Origin of the sequence: Pelagibius sp. Alg239-R121 (genome assembly GCF_947331435.1) — a bacterium.
Classification (GTDB): Bacteria; Pseudomonadota; Alphaproteobacteria; order Kiloniellales; family Kiloniellaceae; genus Denitrobaculum.
In genome coordinates this window covers 64,330-89,634 of the sequence record NZ_CAMZOF010000003.1, presented here as the reverse complement: position 1 = coordinate 89,634, position 25,305 = coordinate 64,330, and the positions used below count along the sequence as shown (strand labels likewise).

Genomic DNA, 25,305 nt, shown 5'->3' with positions numbered 1-25,305 from the left:
TTCTATCACTGCTCACATCCTTGATTACGTGAATCAAAACCAATCGCACTCTAGTTGTGAACTGTTCAATTTAAGGTGTTCATAGAGACAGGTTTTTTCGCAAAATTGGACACGAATTCGTGCATTTGCGCCGATTTTTAGCATTCGGGTAATGTTCTGAGCGCTAGCTTCTGACCAGGCGTTGCCAAGCGAGGGACCCGTGACCGCCGTCACAGGCAGCTCAAGGCTCCGAGGTCGATTGAAAACTACCTTCGACGGCACAGGCGGATACGACAGAACTGGTGATCGATGACTTTGCGGGAAAGCTATTCTCCTGACTGTCCGATCCTCTTCACCCTTGTTGTTATTAAACCAGGTCGGTAACGGTCAGGTGCTTTTGAAGGCGGAAAGACATGAGCGAAGCGAGCAGAGGTTTTCGGAACAAGTTTGTCTTTTCCGCCATTTTCGGCGCTGTCCTCGTTTTACTTGCGACCGGCGGGATTGTGATCGCCAACATGACCGCCAGCAGAATCCTTGCTGATCAGGCTGAAAGAACGTCTCTGGCTTGGGGTGAATACATCAGCGCCGAGTTGGACCAGATAGAGGCGATTGCCTCCGGGAACGGGCTCACCCAGGAAGATCAGGCTTTCCTGAAGGGTGTCAGCCGCTTCGGTGACGTGTTTCTGTTCAAGCTTTTTGACAAAGAGGGGCGCATAAGCGTCGTGTCGAACGAGTTGAACGCCTCGTCCACCAGCGGTCCCAGTCTGGGTGATCATAATAAAAAGGCGGCGTCCGTCATCGCCACCGGGATCCCCTACACACAGATCGAGAGCGGCCTCGAGAAGCCTGACCGGCCTGACGTCTATGTCGAAAGCTACATTCCGATTGTTCGAAACGGCGAAACGCTTGCCATTGCCGAAGTCTATGTCGATCAAACCGAACAGGCCGCCGAGCTCAAAGAGGAGTTCTGGAAGCTGGGCCTTGAGCTTGTTGGGATTACACTGATCGCCCTTCTTCTGCCTTTTATTGCGCTCGCCGTCTTACTTCATAAACAGCGAGGCCAGAACCTCCTTTTGGCGGAGGAGCGCAACAAGGCATTGAGCGCCGAGCGGGCAAAGTCGTCATTTGTCGCGAACATGAGCCATGAAATCCGGACACCCCTTAACGGCGTTTTGGGTATGGCCAGCCTGATGCTGGATTCAAAACTGGACGAGAGCCAACGCCAGCACGCCGAAACGATCCTCTATTCCGGCGAATCGCTTCTGACCATCCTGAACGACATCCTGGATTTTTCGAAGATCGAGGCCGGGAAGCTAGAGTTAGAAGATTCTGAGTTCGAGCTACTGCCAATGCTGGACAGCGCCGTAGAACTTCTGGCTCCTCAGGCCCACAGCAAGGGCCTGGAAATACCAACCTTCGTTGCCGCCGACGTTCCCAGTGCCTTCATCGGCGACGAAGGCCGCATCCGACAGGTCCTGCTAAATCTGATCAGCAATGCAGTCAAGTTCACCAATGACGGTGGCGTTTCGATCGAAACCTCTGTACGTCTCGAAACGCCCCAGACTGGCGCCCGTCAACGAGAGGAAGGTCAGGACGACAAGGTCGTACTTCGCTTTGAAGTCAGCGATTCCGGCGCCGGTGTGCCCGAAGAAATGCGCGAAAAGCTTTTCCAGGAGTTTTCTCAAGCCGATGGAACCGACAAGCGCAAACATGAAGGCACAGGCCTTGGGCTGGCAATCTGTAAGCGGTTGGTCGCGTTACTGGACGGCGACATCGGGTTTTCGCCGCGCGAAAGCGGCGGCAGTCTTTTCTGGTTCACGGTCTGCATCAAGCGACAGATCAAATCCGATTCCTGGGCGCAGGATGTCAAAGAATTCTTGCGTAGCCGGAAGTTCCTCGTGGTCGACGACAACCATGTCAACCGCGCGGTTTTCGAAAAGCAGCTTTCTGCACTGGGAGCCCAAGTCACCCTGGCCATCAACGCCGAAACGGCCCTGACCAAACTGCGTGACGCTTTTGATTCCGGGAACGCTTTTGACGGCGCGATCATCGATCACTTCATGCCGGTGACCGACGGCCTCGATCTAGGAAACATGATCCGCGCGACTCCTGGGATCGATCAGACGACCCTTATCTTTTCTTCGTCATCCGGCCAGTACAATTCCAACACGCTCGCCAAACAGCGCGGCTTCGACGCGGCCCTTCCCAAACCTCTGCGGCCCGGTGCCTTGTTAAAGTGTATCGGCACAGTCTTCGCCGACGATCCACTCAACACCAATCAGAGTCGTCCCGACGATGACGATCACAGTCACGACATCGCCGGCCAGAAAAGTTCCGATCAGGATCCGTCACGCCCCGCGCAAAACCCGGAACCGCAGCATGAACTGTCGAAAAAATGCAGAGCCCGCATCCTGCTGGCCGAAGACAACCATATAAATCAGAAGGTCGTGCGCGAAATGCTGCAGGGCCAGGGTTACAGCGTGACTGTCGTCGCCAATGGAACCGAGGCTGTTCAGTCGGTGCGGGACCTGCCGTTCGATGTAGTCTTGATGGATGTGCAAATGCCGGAAATGGACGGCATGGAAGCGACCCGCAAGATCCGTCAGCTGGGAAAAGATGCCGCGCAGCTGCCGATCATCGGTGTTACGGCCCGCGCCCTCAAGGGTGACCGGGAACGCGTCATCCAGATCGGCATGAATGATTATATGACCAAGCCGATCAATCGCGCCGAGCTCTACGAAAAAATCGCTTACTGGACGGAGACGACGCCCGGCGGTTCCGGCGAATCAGAATGCGTCGAAGATGACACGCAAACGACGCTGCGCAAAAACACTCTTTGACGACAGAGACTGATCGCTGGAGGGCCTTTCACGTTCTTTGCTGATCCAGTCGCACTCCTTCGCTGGTGCCCCTATCGCCTTTCAATCCAATGTTCCTACGGCTTCTGCATCACAGGCATGATGTCGATCCTGTCCACCCTCACCGACGGCAGATCGCGCCCCACGTCTATTTTCCAACCGACCCCCATTGTGAAGTAAGATTTCGATCGAGTTAACTTCGCCCCTCAGGCATCGATATGTTAGGTTACACGGAAAGTACGAGACAGGTCTCAGATGCCTGTCCTGAACGCGGGGGAGAATAATCGGTGAAGTGGAGTATTGACCTCGCTGTTGCGGTGGCGCTTACGGTGTTCGTCTGGACTGCCTTTTATTTGACCTTTCCCAACGAGCCTTTGGGCGCAGGAGAAACGGTTTTTGTCCTAGCGGTCTTTTACGGCCTGGTGAAGCTCGTGGTATTGGCGAGAAAGCACTTGGGCTCGAACCAGAAGGTGGATTCGAAATGACCGGCACCGCCAAGAACAATAATTCATGGCATGTCGTCTTCCCCCTGTTCCTGCTGACCGTGCTCTTGTGGAGTCCTACAACGGTCGTTGCCGGGCAGGCAATGACTCTGATCGAAATACAAAAACCGGCACCGGGTGAAACCCTAACCGTTGAAGCGCCGAAAAACACCATCTTGACATTAATGTTCGATGCCCAAGATGCCCAGATTGTCGAAGTTGCCAGCGACCTCGTCCTCTTGTTCACCGACAACGGTCGCATCGTACTGCGGGATTTTCTAGTGCGGGATGATCTGGAGACGATCGATTTTTCTATCAATGGGACGATTGTCAGCGCCCAAGTCGTTGTCGATCAAATCCAAGCAGTCACAACTGTCGAAGACACTCACTTGGAAACAGCTGCGGGAGAAGATTCGGGAGGCGATAGCCCGCTACCCAATCTGTCAGGCCTTCGCCACACCGGCCGCGATCTCCTGTTTCCAGGTGAATTCGAACGGGACGGCCATCCACTCTACAGCTATCTGTTGTTCGCGGGCGCCAGCGAAGGTTCGCGCGAGGAGCATGCGCGGTTTAAGAGCGCCATCGAGGCCTATGTCGGTCAAGTCCGTTCGGCGGACGCGTTGGAAAGCAGCGGTGCCGTCCGGGCCAGCATCAATATATTCTACGCGCCATTAAAGCCGATCTTTATCGACACCAAACCGACAAGCATGCGACTGCACTTCGCCCAGCGGACCGCAACCGAGCAAATTGATATTCTGTCGAGGCTCTACGATCATGCCCGGGCTGAAGTATTGATGGGGCAGGTTCAATTGCGCGGTAACGGACCCTTCATCGTATCGGTTCTAAGGCCCTTAAGCGAAAAGTCCGTCGGCGCAGACGAAGCATTCCTGGTGCAGGATCTTTCCGGCGTGCCGCCAAAGCTGGTCGCACTTTGGGTCGACGAGTTCAAGCGCCAGGTGGTGCGTGAAGCGACTGACTCTCCAGAGCATCTGCGGCGCTTCGCTCTCTCTCTTCGCACCCAGATCTCGGTTCTGGCTGAGGGCTTTGCCATCACCAAATCCGCGGTTGCCGAGATGTTCGAGACGCCAAAGGCTTCTGGTGAAGACGGCAACTGACATGCCCCAACTTCAAGAACAAACTTAATCCAAAAGCATTCGATCTAAGGATGCCCCAGCCAGAGGCAACGCGTATGCGCTCAAACCCAAGCTCTATCTTCCTCACCCGAATGGCGTTCATTGGCTTGATCTTCACCGCAGGAAGCTTCACCCCACTACAGGCAGCAGCACTCTGGCAGGTGCTCGACGTAGCGAAAAATGACTGTGCGCCCGTTGAGAACGCCCTCGCGGCCGCCTCCTGGGAAGCTTTGGCTATACCGCGAAACGGTGAGAACTGTGCTGCCATCGCCGGCCAGCTCTACCTCCACGTCCTCCGCGACGGGAAACAACAGCAGATCCTTCAAGAGGCAATCACGCAACAACGCAGATTGCTGGAAGACGTACGGTCAGGGGTCGAAAGCGGAAGAGGCACTAACGCCGATCTTCTGCTCGCAGAAATCGAACTCAAGCGATTTCAGTTGAAAGAGGCCAGACTCGCAACCTCATTGGGCCATCTCACTCTTTTCTTTCAGACCGCACTGCAAACCGACCCCGCCGATTTCATCACACCGTCAATCTTGGCCGAAAGCTGGCCGGAGAACGAAGCAGCGGCACTGACAGCACAAGCTTCTACGGCCGAGGAAGCGCAACAACGCCTTAGACATGCCTGGAACCGCTATGAGGGAGCGAAACGGCAACATGCCTTGCTCCAGCCTATGAGCGCGTTCTCCGGCGACCTCTCTGATTCGGTCCTGCAAGCGTTTTATATCGGCCAAATCAGCCTAACCCGCGTGCAAGAACGGATAGGCGACGCTATCGACCAGAAGATCGCCGTGGCTGAAGCCGACGCTGATCTGCTCGCCGCCCAACTCCAGGTCCTCGAGATCATGAAACGCAGTTCGGCGATTAAATAAGCCGAAATTGCAGAGTCAAATTCCTGCGTCGCATTCGGGCGGAATCAACACCAGCTTGCCTGGATATTTTTTTGACTGAAAATCTTCCTGCGCGATTGCAATGTCTCGCAGCGGATAGGTTTTCGAAATAAGCGGTCGCACCTTACCTGCGTTGATCAGTGAGACCAGCTCGGCGAAAACTTCGGACGGTTGAAATGTACAGCCGAATAGCGTGATGTCATTTAGATAGATGGTCCGCAGGTCGGCCTCCACGATGGGGCCGGCTATTGCGCCGGAGACCGCATAGCGTCCACCAGGTTTCAACGCTTCGATGTAGCCTCCCCAGTCCGGACCGCCAACGACATCAATCACGACACTAAAGCTTCCCGGTTCGGGTAGATCGCCACGGCCTATGGCTTGCTCCGCCCCCGCCGCGCGCACCGCCTCCTGTTTCTGCGGATTCGAAACACCGGTCACTCGGGCACCGCGCAATCGGGCCAGTTGAACGGCGGCAAGACCAACGCCGCCGGAAGCCCCCGTGATGAGCACCTGGTCGCCTTCACCAACGCCTGCGCGTGCCAGCAGGTTCATGGCAGTCCCAAAGGCGCAGGGAATGGCAGCGATCTCCACATCGCTCAGCGGTGAAGAGCTGACGTCCGAAAGCTGGTTTGCTGGCACAGTGCAGTACTGGGCAAAGGCGCCGTCGAACTCGGACCCCAGGGCAACGAACGCTGTCGGCTTACCCGCCGTCGGTACGGGTTGATTGATGGGACAAGTCACACGCATACCGACCGCCAGAGCGTGGACCTCCGCCCCGATCGCAACGACTTCACCGCAAAGATCACCGCCTTGAATGAGCGGCAAAGGTAACGTGCCCGCCCAACCGCCATTTTCGACGGTGACCTTCTCAACGGCGGCACCCTGGCCATTGTCTTTCCCTTGCTCCGAGTCCTCGGTTCCGCCGGTCACTGTCTTCGAATACCAGCCGACGCGTGTATTGATGTCGGTGTTGTTGACGCCCGCCGCCAAAACGCGCACCAGCGCCTCGTCCGCATTCGGGGCACGAACGGGAATTTCGTCATTCCACAACAGTACTTCCGGACCACCGTGTCGCGACAGCTGAACGCCACTCATTAGCTTTGGAAGGCTCATAGGATTCACTTCAGTTCGTGAAAAGGCCCAATTCGACGGCCCTTTACCGGGCGTCATAGATCGCTATTCGTCGTCCTGCCTCGGTTTCGGTCCCGGTTTTTGACGTACCAGCTGGCGATTTAGGCGCTTTTCCAGTCGCCTGGTAAATTTGTCCGGGCCGAGCGGCCGACCGGTACGCCCGGCAGCTTCGATCGCCTCGAATTCATCTTCGTAAAGACTTTGACGCAAAAAGGCTTTCCAGTCCGGCTCCAATGACAGCAACGGCTCAACGTCTATCAGGTCATCGTCTTCGCCGGCCAGATGCGCCCGTGCGCTCGACCATTTCCAGTCCCGCACGCGCCGCACCAAGCCTTCACGCACCGGTGTCTGTTCGACGTAACGTACGCAATCCAGCAAATAGGATTTGTCCATGGGAAAGGAGGCGAAGCGACCCTGCCATAAGTAACCTCGCCATCCTTCGCGGAGATTCACGGCTCTTGTATAACGCCGGTGTGCCTCGCCCAATGCCGCACGCAAACCATCGGGATTCGAGGGCACCAGGATCAGATGGACATGGGTCGGCATCAGACAATAAGCCAACAGCTTTGTCCTCGCCGACCGGCAACCCTCCGCCAGAAGTTCGCAATAGGCTGCGTAGTCCTTCTTGCCGAAGAACACCTCCTGCCCCCTGTTGCCACGCTGCGTTACCAGATGCGGTAAGCGTGGCGCCACTACTCTTGCCAATCGTGCCATTGGAGGAGGCTAGTCTTTCCGAGAGGAATCGTCAATTTTTAACTATGTCCCCATAAATATGGTTCTTGCATTCGAAGAGCGATAGTTGTTCACGCCCGCAGAGAGCGTCTGGCGAAAAGAAACTGCTTTTCGTGCAGCATTCAATCAGCCAACGGCTTCACCCAAAGCGCACACTGCGTCGTACAAATAGGCACGCGATTCTCTCGACGATAAGAGGTTTGAAAAGCGCCGCGACGTAACAAATGGCAAAGGCAATAGAGTGGGTTGAATGGCCAGCACTTACGAAAAGCACCCCTCTGTATGAAAGGCCATCTCCAACACGCCCCTGTCGGACCAACCGAAGCCGCGCAGCTTAATCAAATTTTCGCTTGCATTTAGTTATTTTCCAAGTTAGGAAATTATCTATGGCTAGTCCCTTCAAAGCTCTAGCGTCCGAGCCACGGCGCCGCATTCTGAATCATCTCGCCGGCGGCCCTATGACCGTGGGCGAGATTGCCGCCAAATTTGACATGGCCACACCGTCGATATCGAAGCACCTGTCCGTGTTGAAGGAAGCCGGCTTGGTGCATGAGCAAAAGCGTGGGCAATACGTCATCTACAGCGTGGCATCGGACAACCTGATGAATGCTCTCTATGGATTCCTCACGCCCTTCTGTCCCGATGCCAGGCGCATTTCGGCTGAGCGGAAGACGCCCGGGGACAAGGAATGAGCGGGTCGTCCGTTTCCCCGCCGGTGGCACGCCTGATTGATTTTTTAGGAGACCTTGGTCCCCGATGGGGCCTACCCGAAGTGCCGTGCCGGGTTCACGGTTATCTCTACCTGATGGCGCGCCCGCTGGGTGAAGAAGAGCTCTGCGAAGATCTGAATTTAGACGAGGCCGCCCTTCGGGAAGCCCTGGATTGGTTGTCCGATTATCAGTTGGTGACTTCGTACCTGCTGGAAAAAGATGCGCCCAAAAGATGGCAGACCGATAGCGATCCCTGGAACTTAGTGCTCAAGGCTTTGGAAGAGCGGCGCCGTCGGGAAATCGGACCTGCTGTCGAGCTGCTGCGAGATTGCCAGCATGAAGCCGCTTCCGAAGGACCGGAAAGCCAAGCAACCAGTCTGCAGATCGGAAAATTGCTATCCCTGGCCGAGGACGTCGAGGCGATCGACGTGCAAGCGCGCCGGCTTTCTCGTGACAGCCTGCGGCAGGTTTTGCGGGTCGGCGGACGGGCTGCCCGGCTGTTCGACCGGAGCTTTGGAAAAAGGGCCTGAAATGACAGCGAAGCGATCGAAGACACCGGGTCACATCGAAGCCAACGATGGCATAATCAGCGCCGATCACACAGATGCTTTCAAAGTCAATTCGCTCACCGGTCTGGACAAGGCTGATCCGGTTGACGGTGAAGTCGTCTGGGACGCTCCACGCTCAATGTGGAACCTGGGCATGTTCCTGACAGCGCTCGCCTTGGCGCCCATCACCTTTGAATGGGACGCCCTTCTGGTCTTTCTCGTCACCAGCGGCATCACGCTCTGCGCAGGCCATTCGGTCGGCTTTCACCGACGTCTCGTCCACCGGAGTTTCGACTGTCCCAAATGGCTGGAGCATCTCCTACTGTGGTTCGGCACTGCCGTGGGCATGGGCGGACCGATCTGGACGATCCGGCTGCACGATAGCCGGGACTGGGCACAGCGCCAACCGGACTGTCACTGGTTTCTATGCCACAAGAAGCCTCTGCTGCTGGATGGTTTTTACTATTTGAACTTCCGCTTGAAGCTTCGGAATCCGCCGGGTTTCGATCCAGGCCCGGAGATTATGAATGACCGTTTCATTGTCTTTCTGGACAAAACCTGGATGTGCCACCAGATCCCGATCGCCTTCGCTCTCTATCTTCTCGGCGGCCTCCCCTGGGTTGTCTGGGGTGTTTGCGTCCGGGTCGCCGCCTGCACCTCCATGCATTGGCTGATCTCTTACTACGCCCACACCAAGGGACCGCAGGACTGGACCGTGGACGGCGCGGTGATCCAGGCCCACAATGTACCCTTGCTGGCCATCCCGACCATGGGTGAATCCTGGCACAACAACCACCACGCCTTCCCCAGCTCGGCCCGGCATGGCCTTTACCCGGGTCAAATCGATCTCGGTTGGAACTTTATTCAAGTCCTGCAATGGTTTGGGCTGGCCCGGAACGTTAAGCTTCCAAAAAATCTGCCGCCCCGTGTGGGGATTTCACCCACCAGCTCCAGAGCCATGGCGGCCGCAGCGCCCAATCAGGCCGAGATTTCAGGCGCCTAACCCAGACCGTGTCACGCCTGCAAACCAAAAAAACTCCCTCGGTCAGGGAGGCGCTTCGAGACTATAAGATCTCCAACGGACTTCCCTGGGATGAAGCCGGTCGAAAATTCTGGAGTTATAAACTCGGACCTTTGACAGTCTGGCTTCCCAACTTCGCCTGGCGCAAGAAAGCCATTGCCGCTCACGACTTGCATCATCTGATCACGGGCTATCCCTGTAGCATACAGGGTGAATGCCAGATGGCCGCCTGGGAGTTTGGTGCCGGCCCCATGCCTCATTGGGCGGCAAGCTGGTTCTGCCTCCCGCTCATCCCGCTTGGCTTGCTGATTTCGCCAAGGCTCTTGTGGCGTGCCCATGTCCTGGGACGGCGAGCCAGAAGCCTCCACGGTACGGACATTAGCGATGCATTGCTTGCGGCCCCCATGACCACCCTAAGGGCTCGGCAGACCCTCTCTGGCCAACTGCCCGGCCGCGCGGACTACCTTTCTTTCGCAACGCTCATCGTCTGGTCGGTGATTGCTCTCGTCGGGCCGTTCGCCGCCATTGCGGTTGGTTTGTTAGCGATTCTTTGACGCACGCCGCATTCTTACCCAAACGTCAGAACCAAGCTTAAAGCAACCTGAAAACGGCCTTCAGCTTCGTTTCATCCAGCGACGTCATAAAGCGTTCTCTGTGACGGTCAAGGCATCTCGGCCGCGCAGCGAATGAACATCGCTTGGAGGAAACGATAACGGAAGCTGAGTCTTTCAGAAAAAATTTCAGAGCGAGCCTTTTGGCGCCGGCTCTTTCGGCAATAGGTCTTTCGGTGGCGTTCATGTCTGGGATTGCGCATGGGGAAGAAGACCTCAAGCCGGTTGAACAATCAGGGCTCAACGCAGTCCTCGCCGAGAAAGGCGCCAAGGCGGCCTTCAACCATGCCTTCGAAGCCGGCGATGAATTGACCGAATTTAACTTCACGGCAGAACGGGGGGTCGGCGCGAACGTCGGCGAGGGCCGGCGTTTCACGCGGATCCCGCGTGCCGACTTGACGGGCGCAACAGAATGGTCGGCCCACCTCCCGACACGCGAGGGTGGCCCCAACGCAACCGCCTGCATTGCCTGCCATAACGTGCCCATGGCGAACGGGGCCGGCGACGTGGCCGTGAATGTCCTGGTCGATCCTGCACACACCGGCGATCCCAAGCGATTTCTCGAGAGAAACACACTGCCTCTGCTGGCACTCGGCGTCCCCCAACGGCTGGCCGAGGAGATGACCGCCGAGTTGAAGACGCAGCGGGACGCGATGGTCGCACAGGCTTGTCGAACCGGCGCAGCTGACACCGCGCTTGTTGCCAAAGCAGTTGCCTTCGGCACGCTTGCCGCATCACGGGTGGCTATCGAGCCTTGCAAAGTCGAAATCGACAAAAACGGCCTGGAAGGCATCGACGAAGATCTCGTGGTTAAGCCTTTCGGCTGGAAGGGCAACCATGCCACCATCCGCTCCTTCACCCGCGGCGCGGCGCATAATGAGCTGGGCTTACAGGCGGTCGAACTGGTCGGCGACAAGGACGGCGATCACGACGGCATCATCAACGAGTTGACCGTCGGTGACATAACTTCGCTGACCCTTTACATGGCCGGTCTGGAACGACCGGTAACGCGGCTCGAACTCGCGGATCTTGGACTGACCAAGGTTTCAGAGATGGAGAAATTCAGGATCCTTGAGGGTGAGGCGCTCTTCGCCAGCACCGGTTGCGCGGCCTGTCATGTTCCAGAGATGAAGCTGGACACGCCTATCTTCAGCGAGCCGAGCGCCACGCCGGGCTTTTACGACGTGACCTTCCCCAGTGGCACAAAACCCTCCGACGAATCTCTGACACAAAAGACCGCAATCCGTTTCGACCTGACGGCGGACCAGCCGAACAACCGCATCGAAACGGCAACCGGAGAGATCAAGCTTCTGGGTGCCCTGCGCGAAACCAAGAACGGCGGCGCCCTCGCCCATTGGTTCACAGACTTCAAACGCCACAATATGGGGCCCGTCCTCGCCGACCCGGACGCGCCCTTAGGCATCGCCGCCGAGATGTGGCCGACCCGGTCTCTCGCAGGTGTCGGCTCGACCGGCCCCTGGCTCCACGACGGCCGTGCCACGACTCTCGACGAAGCCATTCGCACGCATGGTGGCGAGGCCTCTGACAGCCGCGGCGCTTACGCATCGCTGCCGAAAGAAGAGCGCGAAGCACTGATCGCATATCTGGAAAACCTGGTCATCTTCAAACAAGAAGAGGAGGATGAAGACCTCTGATGGTCGCGGTCGTGAAGCCTCGCTGCGTCAAGCTATGCGCTTTAAACACCCCCTTTACACATGCCGTTGGGATAAATTTTACAGCGAGCTAATCAGGTGGATTTCCAGCACACGACCAGTCCAGTGTCGCCAACCCGATACCGCCACTTTCACCTGCGCCGCAATATAGCAGATAGACGACGCCCTCCTCTTCAAAGATACAAGGATCACGTAGTTCCCGGCGCGGTCCGTCTGCCGCCCCCATTTCGGACTTTGTCTCGGGCAGACCGGCCCCTTCCCAATCGAGGTCGGGCTCCAGAATGACGTCGAGGGGGCCTGCGCGCCAGTTCTCCCAGTTTGGGGAGAGGGCTATTTTCGTATGAAGAATGTGTTCAGGTTGATCGCCAATACAGGTGAAGAACAGGTGTAGATCCTGTTTCCTGAGAAAAACAGCGGCATGTCGAATGACGCGATCCGGTTGATCGGCCGTTTTAACGTCCGGCAGAACAGGTCCTGGTTCAAAAGGGCCGTCCCAAGCGCGTGAACGCAGAAAACGACCGCCCCAGCTTATGGCATAGACAAAACCCGCATTTTGGAAGACACGGAAATAGGTTGGACCGAGTAACGGTGGATGTGGAGTGAAAGACAAGCCGTCCGACGAATAGGCAACACGGGTTTGCTGATCTCCGTTGGCAAGCAGTCCGTGATAATACATGCGGATCTGCATGCCGGATTGATCGATATGCACGTCCGGCGACGCGACATGAGCGTAAAGATAGCCGCCCTTAAGGGATTTCGTCCAATCCGGCCGTTCTGCCTCTGCAGGCTCAGGCGGATCTTCCGGCTCGAACAGCGATTGCTCAACGTCCAATACCCCTGGAACATACGTCCTCCAGGGTCCAAACGGGGAATCTGCGAAAGCCATGCGTATGTATCGACCCTTGTGATGGGCAAAATACAGGTAGTAGCGGCCGAGTGGATGTTGGACCCAGTCGGGAACCCGAATGAGCGATGGTCCACAGATATTGTCACCCATCCGGTCATCTATATCCGGGAAGATGATGGGCTCTGTTTGTAAGCGTCGAGCCACGATCGTCATTCGGATCTGTCTCTGGATTACCTGACCGCTCTAGAATGTGATCATATGATAAAGAGAGCAATCCTCATTCAGGAACCATCCTCTAACAATGTGAAATAAGAGAGTAGGCTCGAAGTTTTGTGCTTGCGGACCGGCGCTTTGGCTCAACCGCTCTTGCTGACTTCAAGCTCCCGCACCGCATCCTGGCCGGTGTCACCCGCGGCTGCTTCGTCGTCCACCGCAACGCCCTGGTCAGCCTCGTTCACACCGAAATCCGGTACCTTCGGACATTCGCGGAAAACCCGGGTCGTGCAGGTTGCACAGATGTCCAGGTCGAGGTTGGCGACAAGCTTCGGCAGCATCTCCGTCTTGCGCCGGAAGATATGCTGGCGGCCGATCTCCCGCGGCACGTGAAAGCGTGCCAACTGTCGCCGGATCGGCGGGTAACGCACGCCGATATAGAGTTGCCCACCTCGCGCTTCCCTGCGCTTTGCCTCCTGAACCAACAGGTCAGCGCCCGCCAGATCGACCCCGACAGCGCCGTCCAGCATTAGGCCGAAGTGCTTCTGTCCCGGCCGCTCCTCTTCCATGCGGCGGAATTCCTTCTCGATGAATTCCACAGCACCGAAGTAAAGCGAACCCTGAAGCCGCGCGAAGACCGCCTGCGGACATTCCGGCAGGTTCCACAAAATCGGGCTCATGAAGGGCCGGCCGGACACACGCGCATTGGGCACGTTGATCGGCAGCCCGGGCTTCATGGAACGGCGCAGGAAGATCGAGAGCGAAAGAATGACGCCGAGGTAGATGGCGAATTCGAGATTGACGGCGACCACAGCGAAAAATGTGACCAGCAGAACGATGGTTTCCGCCGCGCTGGAGATCAGGATATGCCTGATTTCCTTGAAGTCGATGAGCTTCCAGGCCACCAGCATGATCAGGCCGGACATGGCGGGAATGGGGATCAGCTCGATAAAGGGCGAGATCGCGATCAGGATGATGAAGAGGAACAGCGCCGCCATCAGCGCCGCCATGGGCGTCTTGGCGCCAGACTCGTAGTTCAAAGCCGAACGGGTGAAGGAACCGGAACCCAGGTACGCGGAGAAGAATGATCCGCCGATGTTCGACAGGCCCTGGCCGATGATTTCCTGGTTGCTGTCGAGTGGCTGTTTCGATTTCAGCGCGATGGCGCGGGCGATGGAGACAGCTTCCAGCAGGCCGATGAGCGCAAGAGCAAAGGCCCCGGACGACAGCGTCCGCAAAGCCTCCAACGAAAATTCAGGTGCAGAGAACTGCGGCACACCCGTGGCGACGCTCTGGACGAACTGCACGCCATGAGCCTCGGCATCGAGCAGATAGGCCAGACCGCCGCCGAAGATCAAGCCGATCAAGTAATTCGGCCATTTCGGCAAATACCTCTTACAGGCCGCGGTGACCGCCAGAGTGCCGAAAGCGATGGAAAAGACGTAGGGGTCGACATTCGGTAGAGCCCGCCATATGGCGGTCAGGAAGGCATCGATGTGCTCAGGGCGCGGCAGCTTCTGACCCAGGAAGCCGGAGACTTGACTGAGCGCGATCAGGATCGCGGCCCCCGCGGTAAAGCCGACCATGACCGAATGCGAGACCAGGCTCACCAACTGCCCCAGGCGGACCAGCCCCATGAGCAGCTGAAAGATTCCCGCCAGCAGGGTAATGGTGAGCACCGCCTGGATGTAGGCGGCGCTGCCCGGTTCGTGAATATTGCTCAAGGTCGCGAAGATCACCACCGAAATGGCGGTCGTCGGCCCCGAGACCAGATGCCAGGAACTTCCGAAGATCGCTGCGATTACGGGCGTGACCATCGCCGCATAAAGACCGTATTGCGGCGGCAGGCCGGCGATCGCTGCAAAGGCGATGGCCTGCGGCAGGACCACGGCCGCGTTAGTGAAGGCCGCGGCAGCATCATCGCGCAGCGTCTGCCGGTTGACCTGCCCGATCCATTTGCGGAAGGGCGCCAGGTTCCTGGCTTCGAAGGGCGGTAAAAACGGCTCTTTCTTGATCCTAGGCATCAGGCGCAACTACCCTTAGCCGACCGTCTAAACCCGTCACCCCAAATATCCCGCCGGTCCCATTGCCCCGGCCCCAAAACCTCAAAACACAACATAGCGACGCCAGCGCGCTCCAAAAAAGAGTCTAACCGTTTTTGCTGCATCAGCGAAAAACGTGAATCAGCCTCGGTTACCTATAGCCATTGGGCGATGCAAGCTCCTGACACTTTCCGTCAAGAACGATTCCGCTCTAGCTACGGCTCCATCAATCAGCCCTCGACGCCGGGTTAGCACCGCCGATCGGCCCAGAATGCATGATTCGGGTTGAATATTAGTTTATGTGCGCCGCAATATCCATGGGAAGCAAGGGAAATCACCTATAAGTCATCACACCCTGGTTCCGGGCTTCGCGAGCACGGAGGGCAGAAGCCGGTTAAAGGCTGTCTCGAAGCTCTTGTGCGACCGCAAAATTACGATCTGGCCTCGGACTTAAATCAGCCTAGCCGCAAACTGCTTTAGCTTCACCCAGGCGGCCTTCGGCTTCTGCTTCAATGACACACAAAACCCCAAACCCAGCCGTCGTCGCTCTTAGGGAAAGAGCCGTTGAACAAACCCAGCGGCATCAAAACGGGGTTCCGGAGCAAACTAGGTTACCCGGATCAGGCCGCCTTTTCTCTATTGGCCTCCAGATGCGCATCAACGATTGCAACCGTCGCATCGATCTCAGGATGCTGCATGCCAAGCGATTTCCCGATCAGCTGAACAAGCCTGTCCACCCGCTCAATCGTAACCGATCCGGCCGCAATTGCCCGGGCAGCGGAAGACGGCTTCAGAAGTCCATTTGCCGCTTGCGCGTATTTTTCAAAAGGCACCATATCCGACGGCTCGGCCCCAAGGCGCACAACCATTGATTCGACGAAGTCATAAATTTCCCGGGACAGTTCCAGGTCATCCTGAACCGCGTCGCGGATTGGGCGGAACCCCTCTTTGGTGACACAACGGTAGTTGCCGGTCGCCAGCATACTCCACTTTGCAAAGGGGACAAAAAGCGACTCGTGAATACGAAGCTTGACCGGAACATCCTTGCCGTCGATGCGAACCTCCGCAATATCCTGCGCCAGCGCCTGCAGTTTCCGGTCGGTTTCTTCCTGGCCGAATTGCGCAACCTTGAAGTTCGTCGGCAAGCCCACATGCAAAATGTTCGGTTTTTCTTCCGGTGGACGGAACGCTTGAGGATCGGGCGAACAGAGCGTGACAACGGAAGGATCAAAACGCTGCCACAGCTTCGCATCAGTGAAGGCCGGTGCAAGAGCGTCACAGTCCAGACCGGGAATGCGTTTCAAGTAGGGTAGTGGCGGCATGTTCATGATCGAGATGCACGGAACTCTCGCGTCGGCAACCCTGTCGAGAAGCTGGCGCAAAGCCGGATCGGAATACTGCGGCTCCTGCATCGCGAGACCCACGAAATCATACGCGGCCGGATCAACCTCTTCGGGCGTCTTGGCGTCAACCCGCCCCTTCTGCCCCTGCGACAAAATCCGGCGATGACTATCCTCATCACGAAGTTTGATCCGGACTTCCGTGCCCTCGCTATTGATTAGATCTGCGGTCGCCGATCTGCACACCAGCGTTACGTCATGACCGGCCATCAGGAGTTTCGTGCCCAGCAGCGATCCGTAGGACGCACCCAAAATCAGTATTTTGCAGCTCATTTTCCCCCCGTATGGTCTCGATCTTTCCGCAGAAAAATGCCGGAACAGCCCCTATGGCATACCTAACGCCAAACGAATTTTCGGTCACGAAAAACCGTGTTAATATGTTACTTTCAAATTTAACATTTATGGATTTTGTAATTTTGTTAAAATCACGGTGTTAATATGAAGAAGACCTTCGTTGGCCGCCAGCTCAGACAATTGCGTCAGGAGCGGAACGAAACCCAAACCGACGTCGCCAGGACCCTCGGCGTAACCCCTGCGTACATCAATATGCTGGAGAACAATCAGCGTAGCCTCTCGGTGAAAATGCTGATGGCTCTCTCCGACGCCTATCATCTGGATTGGAAGGAATTGGTGAGAGACGACTCTCCCAACCTGCTGGCAGATGTGCGAAACGTCGTTCAGGATCCGATCTTCGGAAGCGAGCCGCCCGATCTGCACGAGCTGCGCGCGGCAGTCGAGCATTCTCCCCGCCTGGTCAACTGTTTCGTTCAACTCTATAAGAACCATCGCACGGCTGTTGAAAAAGTCATGCGGCAAGGCGAAGCACAAAACCGTTCAGACCTGGTGGCGATGTCGCCCGAGGCCACGATCCACGACTTCTTCCGCAACCATTCCAACTATTTCCACACATTGGAAGAGGCTGCGGAGCGGCTGCGCCGCAATGAGCCCTGTGGCACGCACGACGTCTATGCGACCCTCAAGAAGCGCTTGCAAAGCAAGCACGGCATCGCGATCCAAACGCAATCCGTTGAAGCCATGGATCAAACCCTGAGGATTCACGACCGTGAAAATTCACTGCTGATCCTTTCGGAGGCTCTCGATCACCAGAACCGCGTCTTCCAGCTCATCCACGTGATATGCCTCCTCGAAATGGATGACCTGTTGAACGATCTGACAAAGGGGAGCGGCATCCGCAGCGACGCGGGCCATGCCAGATGCCGGGTTGAGTTGGCGAACTATTTCGCCGCGGCCTACCTGATGCCCTATGAAGCCTTTTTGCAGAAGGCCGAAAAAACGCTCTACGACGTCGATCGGATCGCAGCGGCATTCGGCGTATCTTTCGAACAGGTCTGTCACCGGTTGACAACCCTTCAACGTCCGGGCGCAACGGGTGTTCCGCTGTTTTTCCTGCGCATCGACAAGGCGGGGAATGTCACCAAGCGCTTCAACGCGACCTCGTTCAATTTGGCCGAATATGGCGGTGCCTGTCCGGTCTGGAACATTCATACGGCCTTCCGCACACCCGGCGTTGTCTTGCCGCAATTCGTCGAACTCCCCGGCGGCGAAAAATTCTTCACCATCAGTCGGACGACCGATCGCCCGGTCTACAGCAGAGAGACGCAAAACCATCGATTGGCGGTCGCCCTGGGCTGTGAATTCCAATACGCCGACAGAATCGGCTACGCCTCCTCGTTCAATCTGCGTGACCAGAATCTCTTTAACCCGATTGGCATCAATTGTTATTTGTGTCCCCGTAAAGCCTGCTCGCAACGCGCTCATCAACCCTTCTTTGTGGAACTGCCCATCGACCCCAACCGGCGCGGCAACACGAGGTATGAGAGTTGATTGTCGCGATCAGTAAGCGCCGATGCGTTTTATTGGCCAAATAAGCTATTCGTGCCGACCAAGAGCATGGCCCGAAGGGGTCCAATGAACACAGGTATCGCAACTGCATCAATGCTCAAGTCTTGATTAGTGCAGGCATCAAGCAATTCGATACACAAATGGAGACCTGATCTCGGTAAACACTAAATATCTATCATTCTCGGAAAACGACGAATCAAACGGATGTTAGTAGATCCAATTCCTCCTGATCATCAGCCATTTCCAGCCCACTCCACCTTCCCCATCAGCCATTCTCCGCTCATCCGCCGCCCCATACACCCTCTACTCCTATCGCCCACCCCATTGAAAAACCCCGTCGCATCATAACTTTACATCTTAGGACCGCCCGGACACCTGGTCCTGGCATCGTCCTTGCTATCGTCACACCCCATCAACCCGGGCTCAGACGAACCGCGCTTGTGCTGCACGCACAGACGCAATCCCAACAGGGCCCGAATGAATAACCTGGTTTGGGAGGACCACATGAAACCAGCTTCACTTCTGAAGTCCGTCACCTTTGCCGTATCGGCATTCGCCATCGTCGCCAGTTCAAGTCACATTGGCTCCGGCGCCGCCAAGGCCGCGGACGACCGCAGCTATCTGCTCGCCACGGCCAGCACCGGCGGCACCTACTATCCGGTCGGCGTGGCGCTGGCGACACTGACCAAGGTCAAACTGCAGCCGAAGCAGAAGATCGGCATGTCGGCCATCAACTCCGCCGGTTCCGGCGAGAACGTCAAGCTGCTGCGCGAGGACGAGGCGCAGTTTGCGATCCTGCAGGGTCTCTTCGGTTACTACGCCTGGAACGGCAAGGGACCGGTCGAAAAGGACGGGCCGCAGACCGATCTGCGCGCGGTCTCCATGCTGTGGCAGAATGTCGAGCAGTACGTTGTCCTGGCCGAGCATGCAAAGACCGGTACCGTTTCCGACCTCACCGCCCTGAAGGGTGAATCCATGGCGCTGGGCAAGAAGAACTCCGGCACCATCGGCTCCAACCGCACGATCCTGGGCAACCTGGGCATCGACATCGATGCGGACTATTCGTTGGTCCATGTGGGTTACGGCCCCAGCGCAGATGCGCTGCAGAACGGCCAGGTCGCCGGCATGGGTACGCCCGCGGGCGCGCCGACCGGTGCGGTCACCAAGGCCATGGCGGCCATGGGCGACAAGATCGCGCTGCTGAACTTCACCGACGATCAGGCCAAGCAGGCCGACGGCGGGCTCAACCTCTGGACCCGCTACGTCATCCCGGCCGGCACCTATCCGGGTCAGGCCAGCGACGTGCAGACCATCGCCCAGCCGAACTTCCTCGCCGTGCGCGCGGACGTGGACGAGGATGCGGTCTATCAGATCACTAAGACGATCTACGAGAACCTGCCGTTCCTGCAGGCGATCCACAAGGCAACCAACGCCATGGCCCTGGAAAAGGCCATCAACGGCCTGCCCATGCCCCTGCACCCCGGCGCGCTCAAGTACTACAAGGAAGCCGGTCTGGCTGTGCCTGAGCACCTGATGGCGAAGTAATATATACTGTCCCCGCGTTAAAATAGATCGGGGAAAGACTTGACGCGAGGCTGGTGGACAGTAGACCCAACCGCTGCCATCAGTCCCGCGCTTTCTTCTACTGGAGATCCGAACTGCGTTCCTGATACCAAACTCAGGACGGGGCGGGCTTCGGTGGTTTGGGTTCTGGGAGACCAAACCGTGACGACAGCCAACACACCGAAATCCGACCAACCTAATCCTGAGCAAAAGAATCCGGACGACATCAGCCCGGACATCGAGGCGCAAAAAGACGCGGGCGAAACGCAAGCCGTCCTGCGCCCGGCGACCGGCCTGCTCGGCGCGGTGGTCTTTACACTCGGCATCGCCATCTCCCTGCTGCACATCTACTTCAACATCTTCGGCGTGCTGCCCGGCCTCTGGCGCAACGCCCTGCACTTCGCCGGCTTCGCGCTGCTGTGCTCCCTGCTGCATCCGGCGATCCACGGCAAGACCGAGGGCGGCAAGCGCGCAGTCTTAGGCTTCGATATCTTCTTCGGTCTCGCCGCCGCCTTCGCCGCCGTCTACATGGTCGCCATGGAAGACGCGATCTACGACCGCGGGGTCCGGCTTTCGACCGCCGAGTGGTTCCTGGGCAGCTTTCTGATTCTCGCCGCCATCGAATACACCCGCCGCACGACCGGCTGGATCATCCCGATCATCATCGTGGTCGCCCTGAGCTATGTCACCTGGTGGGGCAGCCTGATCGGCGGCGTGTTCCAGTTCAGCGGCCTCTCGGCCGAGACCATCCTGTTCCGCAGCATCTACGGCGACGACGGCCTCTTCGGCACCATCGCCCGCATCTCCTCCAGCTTCGTCTTCATGTTCATTCTCTTCGGCGCCTTCCTGCTGCGCTCCGGTGGCGGCGATTTCGTCATCGACCTGGCGCGGGTCGTCGCCGGACGCATGGTCGGCGGGCCGGGACTGGTTGCGGTGCTGGGCTCGGCATTGACCGGAACCATCTCCGGTTCTGCGGTCGCCAACACCGCCTCGACCGGCGTGATTACAATTCCCCTCATGAAGAAGGCCGGCTTCCCCGCACGCTTCGCCGGCGGCGTCGAGGCCGCGGCTTCGACCGGCGGGCAGCTCATGCCGCCGATCATGGGCGCAGGTGCCTTCGTCATGGCCAGTTACACCCAGATTCCCTACACCACAATCATCGCGGTCAGCGTCCTACCCGCCATTCTCTATTTCGCCACCGTTGCCTTCTTCGTGCGTATCGAAGCCAAGCGCTCGAAAGTTCAGGGCATGGACGAAGGCGGCCCGAAAGCGCTCGACGTGCTGCGCAACGGCGGTATTCCCTTCCTTATTCCCATTTCCGTGTTGATTGGCCTGCTGATCTACGGGTTCACCCCGACCTATGCCGCGGGCATCGCAATCGTCGCCGTGGTCGTCGCCTCATGGCTGACCCCGAACCGCATGGGACCCAAGGCCGTGCTCGAGGCCCTGGTGCTGGGCGCGCGCAACATGATCATGACCGGGTTGCTGCTCTGCGCCGTCGGACTGGTGGTCAACGTAATCGCCACCGCCGGGGTGGGCAACACCTTCTCATTGATGATCACCCAATGGGCCGGTGACAGCCTGCTGATCGCCATCGTCCTGATCGGCCTGGCCTCACTCGTTCTGGGCATGGGCCTGCCGGTGACCGCGGCCTATATCGTGCTCGGCACCCTCTCCGCCCCGGCACTCTATAACCTGATCTCCGATGGGCTGGTGGTCCAGGCCATCGCCGACGGAACCATCCCCGAGACAGCCAAAGCCGTCTTCATGCTGGCCGCACCAGAGAGTCTCGCCCAGCTCGGCCAACCCATGTCCGAAGAAGCCGCCAAAGCGATCTACGCTGCCGTGCCGATCGATCTGGCCGGCACCTTGCGCGAACTCATGATTCCGGCAGAGACACTGACCTTCGCATTGCTCTCGGCCCACATGATCATCTTCTGGCTCAGCCAGGACAGCAACATCACGCCACCGGTCTGCCTGACTGCCTTCACAGCTGCCGCCATCGCCAAGACGCCGCCCATGGCGACCGGCATCCAGTCCTGGAAGATTGCCAAGGGTCTCTACATCGTACCCCTGCTCTTCGCCTACACGCCGTTGCTGGGAGGTTCCTGGATCGAGGTGATGGAAATTTTCGGCTTCGCGGTGATCGGACTCTATGCCTTCACCGGGGCGCTGCAGGGCCATCTCGAGGCGCCGCTGAATCCGTTTTTAAGACTAGTCTCTTTGCTGCTCGGTGCGGCAATGCTCTGGCCGGGTGTGATTTGGCTCCATGCCGGTGGCGCCATGGCTTTTGCAGGCCTTTTCCTCATGAATCTACGGGAATCCCGCAGCCGAGCCGTGGCCAAAAACGCGGCCTGATGTTTGTTTAACTCAGGCGCTAGCCGAGCATTTTCCGCATACCTCTATGCTGCTTGTTAAAACCTGATGACCGATAGAAGCGCCGGGCGTCCGTCCGGTCTTCGTGAACGAGCAATTGCAACATTCGGCAGCCGCGTTTTCGCGCTTCCGCCTCCGCCCAATCCATGAGTCTTAGGCCGATACCGCTGCCCCGATGCAGGCTTGCGACTCGTACGTCTTCAATCTGCGCCCGGCTAAGGCCTTGAAAAGATAAGCCTGGCATCACGCTCAACTGCAGGCAGCCGATAACCTCACCACCATCCTCCGCGACCACCAGCAGGCTGTTTGAATCGGCCTGCACCGCCCCGAAGGCCTCCAAGTAACAGGCGGGTAGCGGCTCCTCGAGACGTTCCCGGCCCACGCCGATATCATCGTCGGCGAGCAACCAGACAATCTGGGGAACATCGGCAATCACGGCTTCGCGAATGCGTACGTTGGTTCCTCGATTCACAGTTTAAAATTTTCCTTAACCCTTTGATTCCTCACAGTACAATAGATCAGAGAGCGGGCAAAACCCAGCCTGCGACAATTCGTGCCAAAAGCTTCACTTGTACCCGCGCAACATTAGAATAATTTTAGATCATCGGAATAACGCTTTAGGAACATTGCTCTAAGCAGTGTCGTCGATATGACCGAACTCTTCGATGCCGTGCTTTTGGCGCGCATACAATTCGCCTTCACTATCGCCTTTCACATTGTCTTCCCGGCCTTCTCCATCGGACTGGCGAGCTATCTAGCAGTTCTTGAGGGTCTGTGGTTCTTCACCGGCCGCGACGTCTATCTTCAGGCCTTCCGGTACTGGATGAAGATCTTCGCCGTGGTCTTCGGCATGGGCGTCGTCTCCGGCATCGTGATGAGTTACCAGTTCGGCACGAACTGGAGCGTCTTCTCCGACAAAACCGGCCCGATCCTGGGCCCCCTCATGGGCTACGAGGTGCTTTCGGCCTTTTTCCTCGAGGCCGGATTCCTGGGGGTCATGCTGTTCGGCATGAACAAGGTCGGCCCGCGCCTGCACTTCTTCGCCACGTTGATGGTGGCAATCGGTACCCTCTTCTCGGCCTTCTGGATCCTCTCAGTGAATTCCTGGATGCAGACCCCGGCCGGCTACGCCATTAACGAAGCAGGACAATTTATCCCGGCCGACTGGTGGGAAGCGATCTTCAATCCCTCCTTCCCCTACCGGTTGGTACATATGGTCCTGGCGGCCTACCTGACGACCGCCTTCGTAGTTGGCGGTGTTTCGGCCTGGCATCTTCTGCGCGACCGTGCGAACGAGAGCGCGCGGGTGATGTTCTCCATGGCCATGTGGATGGCCGCCATCGTCGCCCCGATCCAGATCTTCGCGGGCGACCTGCACGGCCTCAACACGCTGGAACACCAGCCAGCCAAGATCGCCGCCATGGAGGGACACTTCGATACGCAAAAAGGTGCCCCGCTGATCCTCTTCGGCTGGCCTGATATGAACGCAGAGGAAACCCGCTTCGCCATTGAGATTCCCAAGCTGGGAAGCCTGATCCTGACCCACGACTGGGACGGTGAGATCAAAGGCTTGAAGGAATGGGCTCCCGAGGATCGTCCGAACGCGCCGATCGTCTTCTGGTCCTTCCGCATCATGGTTGGACTTGGCATGTTGATGGCCCTACTGGGACTCTGGAGCCTGTACCAGCGTTTTCGCGGACGCCTGTTCGAGACGAAGCTCCTCCTACACAGCGCCGTTTTGATGGCACCTGCGGGATTTGTCGCTTTGCTGTCCGGCTGGATCACCACCGAAGTCGGCCGTCAGCCCTTTACGGTTTATGGCCTGTTGCGCACCGTCGATTCTGTTTCGCCCATCGACGCGCCGGCGGTCGCATTGTCACTGCTGGCTTTCGTCGTCGTCTATTTCGCAGTCTTTGGGGCCGGCATTTTTTATGTCCTGAAACTTATGGGCCACGCCCCCAACCCGGGCGACAGCGGGCCGCGGGCCGATCAGCCCATCCGTGCTGCTGGCTTGACGCCAGGTCCGGCGCAACCTAGTCACGAACCGGCAGAATAGGAGGAAACAATCATGGAATTCGATCTTCCTCTCGTCTGGGCCTCGCTGATCGCCTTTGCCGTTCTGGCCTATGTTCTCCTGGATGGCTTCGATCTGGGAGTGGGCATTCTCTTTCCTTTCTTCAGCAAGGGTACAGAGCGGGACTACGCCATGAACACAGTGGCCCCGGTTTGGGATGGCAATGAAACCTGGCTGGTCCTGGGCGGCGGTGGTCTCTTCGCTACCTTCCCACTGGCCTATGCGGTCGTTTTGCCGGCGCTCTACGCGCCGCTAACGGTGATGTTGCTGGGACTGATTTTCCGCGGCGTCGCTTTCGAATACCGCTGGCGCAGCGAACAATCTCAAGGCCTCTGGGATCTCGCCTTCACCGCAGGCTCCGTAACGGCCGCCTTCTGTCAGGGCATTGCGCTTGGGGCCTTGATCCAGGGTATTCCGGTCGCAGAGCGCGGCTACGCCGGCGGCTGGTGGAACTGGCTGACGCCTTTTTCTCTATTGACCGGCGTCGCCGTTGTTGTCGGTTATGCCTTGCTCGGCTCGACCTGGCTGGTGATGAAAACCACCGGCAGCGTGCGGCAAAAGGCTCACAGGATTGCCGGAGTCGCGGGCTTTGGGACGCTGCTGCTGATTGGTGGAGTCAGTCTCTGGACGCCCTTCCTGGATCCGATCTTTATGTCCCGCTGGTTTGCCTTTCCGCAAATCCTCTACGTGGTACCGGTCCCGATCCTGGTTGCAATAGCGGCATTCGTTCTGTTCCGCGGCCTGCAGAAACACAACGACGGTCAACCTTTCTTCGCGGTGCAGGCGATCTTTGTGCTGTCCTATCTCGGTCTGGGAATCAGCTTCTTTCCCTACATCGTCCCGCCTGCCATGACGATCTGGGAAGCAGCGGCACCGGATGAGAGCTTGCTATTTTTGCTGGTCGGCGCAGCCGTTTTAATTCCCCTGATCCTGGCTTACACGGCGTATGCCTATTGGGTGTTCCGTGGCAAGGTCGATCCATCTGAGGGTTATCACTAATGTCCCGCAGCGCTCGAGACGGCCTGGAGCCCAACCTGAGCACGCTTCGCAAACTGCTTTGGTTCGTGGGTTTATGGGTCGCGGGCGTGGCCACGCTCGGCATCATCGGCTACAGCATTAGATACTGGTTGGGACTTTAGAGCCTGATCGTGTCAAT

General features: G+C 57.8%; 21 protein-coding genes. 15 read left to right on the top strand and 6 right to left on the bottom strand.

From position 1 onward, the window contains the following. The first annotated feature begins 392 nt into the window (after positions 1-392). The 4 genes from QMZ18_RS10870 to QMZ18_RS10855 all read left to right on the top strand — a co-directional run bounded on the left by QMZ18_RS10870 (position 393) and on the right by QMZ18_RS10855 (position 5,327). Positions 393-2,819 carry a response regulator gene (locus QMZ18_RS10870; RefSeq protein ID WP_282606322.1) on the top strand — a complete coding sequence of 809 codons (2,427 nt, stop codon included), beginning with the start codon at positions 393-395 and terminating at the stop codon, positions 2,817-2,819. Between the two features lie 305 nt (positions 2,820-3,124). After that, positions 3,125-3,322 (top strand): hypothetical protein, encoded by a 198-nt coding sequence (locus QMZ18_RS10865; RefSeq protein WP_282606321.1) that lies wholly within the window; start codon positions 3,125-3,127, stop codon positions 3,320-3,322. Continuing rightward, positions 3,319-4,434 (top strand): hypothetical protein, encoded by a 1,116-nt coding sequence (locus tag QMZ18_RS10860; RefSeq protein ID WP_282606320.1) that lies wholly within the window; start codon positions 3,319-3,321, stop codon positions 4,432-4,434. Before QMZ18_RS10865 ends, QMZ18_RS10860 begins: the two co-directional genes overlap by 4 nt. A gap of 74 nt (positions 4,435-4,508) precedes the next feature. Then, positions 4,509-5,327, top strand: a complete 819-nt coding sequence (locus tag QMZ18_RS10855; protein ID WP_282606319.1) for a hypothetical protein — start codon at positions 4,509-4,511, stop codon at positions 5,325-5,327. Between the two features lie 15 nt (positions 5,328-5,342). Here the strand turns inward: QMZ18_RS10855 and QMZ18_RS10850 are convergent, their stop codons facing one another. Beyond that, positions 5,343-6,458: a zinc-binding dehydrogenase gene (locus tag QMZ18_RS10850; RefSeq protein WP_282606318.1), complete on the bottom strand. Its 1,116-nt coding sequence runs from the start codon at positions 6,456-6,458 to the stop codon at positions 5,343-5,345. 63 nt (positions 6,459-6,521) lie between these two features. After that, positions 6,522-7,169 (bottom strand): transposase, encoded by a 648-nt coding sequence (locus tag QMZ18_RS10845; RefSeq protein WP_282606317.1) that lies wholly within the window; start codon positions 7,167-7,169, stop codon positions 6,522-6,524. 425 nt (positions 7,170-7,594) lie between these two features. Here QMZ18_RS10845 and QMZ18_RS10840 point away from each other — a divergent pair, with 425 nt between their 5' ends. The 5 genes from QMZ18_RS10840 (at position 7,595) to QMZ18_RS10820 (ending at position 11,753) form a co-directional block, all read left to right on the top strand. After that, positions 7,595-7,900, top strand: a complete 306-nt coding sequence (locus QMZ18_RS10840) for a metalloregulator ArsR/SmtB family transcription factor (protein WP_282606316.1) — start codon at positions 7,595-7,597, stop codon at positions 7,898-7,900. Then, positions 7,897-8,448 (top strand): hypothetical protein, encoded by a 552-nt coding sequence (locus QMZ18_RS10835; protein ID WP_282606315.1) that lies wholly within the window; start codon positions 7,897-7,899, stop codon positions 8,446-8,448. The genes QMZ18_RS10840 and QMZ18_RS10835 overlap by 4 nt, the downstream gene beginning before the upstream one ends. Position 8,449: 1 nt before the next feature. Next, complete coding sequence (locus QMZ18_RS10830; protein WP_282606314.1) at positions 8,450-9,469, top strand: acyl-CoA desaturase; 1,020 nt, start codon at positions 8,450-8,452, stop codon at positions 9,467-9,469. An 8-nt stretch (positions 9,470-9,477) separates the two neighbouring features. Beyond that, positions 9,478-10,041 carry a hypothetical protein gene (locus QMZ18_RS10825; protein ID WP_282606313.1) on the top strand — a complete coding sequence of 188 codons (564 nt, stop codon included), beginning with the start codon at positions 9,478-9,480 and terminating at the stop codon, positions 10,039-10,041. Between the two features lie 242 nt (positions 10,042-10,283). After that, positions 10,284-11,753, top strand: coding sequence for a di-heme oxidoredictase family protein (locus tag QMZ18_RS10820; protein WP_282606312.1), 1,470 nt, complete (start codon positions 10,284-10,286; stop codon positions 11,751-11,753). Between the two features lie 88 nt (positions 11,754-11,841). Here the strand turns inward: QMZ18_RS10820 and QMZ18_RS10815 are convergent, their stop codons facing one another. From QMZ18_RS10815 to QMZ18_RS10805, 3 genes are all read right to left on the bottom strand, one after another. Then, the gene (locus QMZ18_RS10815; protein ID WP_282606311.1) at positions 11,842-12,831 is read right to left on the bottom strand and encodes a hypothetical protein; all 990 of its coding nucleotides are present in this window, start codon (positions 12,829-12,831) and stop codon (positions 11,842-11,844) included. Positions 12,832-12,974: 143 nt separating this feature from the next. Continuing rightward, the gene (locus QMZ18_RS10810) at positions 12,975-14,855 is read right to left on the bottom strand and encodes a SulP family inorganic anion transporter (protein ID WP_282606310.1); all 1,881 of its coding nucleotides are present in this window, start codon (positions 14,853-14,855) and stop codon (positions 12,975-12,977) included. A 638-nt stretch (positions 14,856-15,493) separates the two neighbouring features. Further along, positions 15,494-16,546 (bottom strand): ketopantoate reductase family protein, encoded by a 1,053-nt coding sequence (locus tag QMZ18_RS10805; RefSeq protein ID WP_282606309.1) that lies wholly within the window; start codon positions 16,544-16,546, stop codon positions 15,494-15,496. A 165-nt stretch (positions 16,547-16,711) separates the two neighbouring features. Between QMZ18_RS10805 and QMZ18_RS10800 the strand changes: the two genes are divergently transcribed. The 3 genes from QMZ18_RS10800 to QMZ18_RS10790 all read left to right on the top strand — a co-directional run bounded on the left by QMZ18_RS10800 (position 16,712) and on the right by QMZ18_RS10790 (position 22,057). Next, entirely contained in the window at positions 16,712-18,118 is a 1,407-nt protein-coding gene (locus tag QMZ18_RS10800) for a short-chain fatty acyl-CoA regulator family protein (protein WP_282606308.1), read from the top strand. Positions 18,119-18,640: 522 nt separating this feature from the next. After that, positions 18,641-19,681, top strand: coding sequence for a TAXI family TRAP transporter solute-binding subunit (locus QMZ18_RS10795; protein WP_282606307.1), 1,041 nt, complete (start codon positions 18,641-18,643; stop codon positions 19,679-19,681). A gap of 153 nt (positions 19,682-19,834) precedes the next feature. Further along, positions 19,835-22,057 carry a TRAP transporter fused permease subunit gene (locus QMZ18_RS10790; protein ID WP_282606306.1) on the top strand — a complete coding sequence of 741 codons (2,223 nt, stop codon included), beginning with the start codon at positions 19,835-19,837 and terminating at the stop codon, positions 22,055-22,057. Positions 22,058-22,076: 19 nt separating this feature from the next. Here QMZ18_RS10790 and QMZ18_RS10785 read toward each other — a convergent pair whose 3' ends face one another. Then, on the bottom strand, positions 22,077-22,547 hold the full coding sequence (locus QMZ18_RS10785; RefSeq protein WP_282606305.1) for a GNAT family N-acetyltransferase: 471 nt from the start codon (positions 22,545-22,547) through the stop codon (positions 22,077-22,079). A gap of 177 nt (positions 22,548-22,724) precedes the next feature. Between QMZ18_RS10785 and QMZ18_RS10780 the strand changes: the two genes are divergently transcribed. Genes QMZ18_RS10780 through QMZ18_RS10770 form a run of 3 tightly spaced genes read left to right on the top strand, consistent with a single transcriptional unit; the run spans position 22,725 to position 25,288 of the window. Further along, positions 22,725-24,131, top strand: a complete 1,407-nt coding sequence (locus tag QMZ18_RS10780) for a cytochrome ubiquinol oxidase subunit I (RefSeq protein WP_282606304.1) — start codon at positions 22,725-22,727, stop codon at positions 24,129-24,131. A 12-nt stretch (positions 24,132-24,143) separates the two neighbouring features. After that, positions 24,144-25,148 (top strand): cytochrome d ubiquinol oxidase subunit II, encoded by a 1,005-nt coding sequence (cydB, locus tag QMZ18_RS10775; protein WP_282606303.1) that lies wholly within the window; start codon positions 24,144-24,146, stop codon positions 25,146-25,148. Further along, positions 25,148-25,288, top strand: coding sequence for a DUF2474 domain-containing protein (locus tag QMZ18_RS10770; RefSeq protein WP_282606302.1), 141 nt, complete (start codon positions 25,148-25,150; stop codon positions 25,286-25,288). Before cydB ends, QMZ18_RS10770 begins: the two co-directional genes overlap by 1 nt. Positions 25,289-25,305 lie beyond the last annotated feature (17 nt).